The organism is Cellulophaga sp. BC115SP (genome assembly GCF_009905545.1).
Taxonomy (GTDB): Bacteria; Bacteroidota; Bacteroidia; order Cytophagales; family Spirosomataceae; genus Flectobacillus; species Flectobacillus rivi.
In genome coordinates this window covers 1-872 of record NZ_JAAALB010000163.1, presented here as the reverse complement: position 1 = coordinate 872, position 872 = coordinate 1, and the positions used below count along the sequence as shown (strand labels likewise).

The 872-nt window shown below is 32.2% G+C and carries 2 protein-coding genes; both read left to right on the top strand.

Annotated features, from left to right (window positions below):
- The coding region (locus GVN22_RS27435) for a hypothetical protein (RefSeq protein WP_166554176.1) at window positions 1-230 on the top strand (230 nt) is incomplete at its 5' end.
- A gap of 277 nt (window positions 231-507) precedes the next feature.
- A partial coding sequence (locus tag GVN22_RS27430) for a hypothetical protein (RefSeq protein ID WP_166554175.1) occupies window positions 508-872 on the top strand: 365 nt, incomplete at its 3' end.

Sequence of the window (872 nt, the reverse complement as noted above, 5' to 3'; positions counted from 1 at the left end):
AGGCATTGGCCTATATAGCTGGGGTTATTCAAAAATCATTGATACCTTCTGAAATAGTGACTATTTCAAGAATTGTGATTATTGATGAAAGTAATCCAGAACTTGAGATACTTCAGCGTGGATTTCATGTTGAACATAGTACTTTAGAAATAAAAGATACAACCCTTTTTGGATTATCTATCAAACATGCTTTTATTTTAACATCAGCTAATAGAAAGCAGGTAGCATAATATTCATACGACGAATTTTATCGACATAAAAATAGTAGTATTAACGTTTAATTCAATACTATCATGCCAAATTTCATGTTTATATTCAATTTTATAGAAGCTTGTAATGGTTTGTTTGCAAGAAAGAGAACTGTTCACAAGGATTTGCAACCATTGTATGATATGATAAAATCTAGAACTTATGTTGGTTCATGGAATGATAAAGCTAATTTGAATACTGATTATAATAGATTTAAAAAAGACTTTAAAAAATCATTAAGAGAATATCATACCACACATGGGGAAACAAAGTAAAAGTGTAAAAGGTACCGTTGCTCAACCTAACCAAGAAGGAAAACTAGCAATGTATGAGCACCAGGAAAACTACGAAGACAATTTATTGCCAGAGGCACAAGAATTAGCCAAGTTGAAAGAAGTCGATCCAACTCTTTTACCTTGGCTAATTTCACGTATTGAGAAGGAACAAGATGGAAGGCTGTCATTTAATGAAAGGCAGATAACTTTATTGGAGGAAGAGACTAAAAGAAATTATAGGCTAACCTCTACTTCATTATACCTTGCTTTTTTTATAGCATTAGCAGGCATGGGTTTTTCTGCATACCTTGTTTACTCTAATTTACCAATTGCAGGGTCTATTTTTGC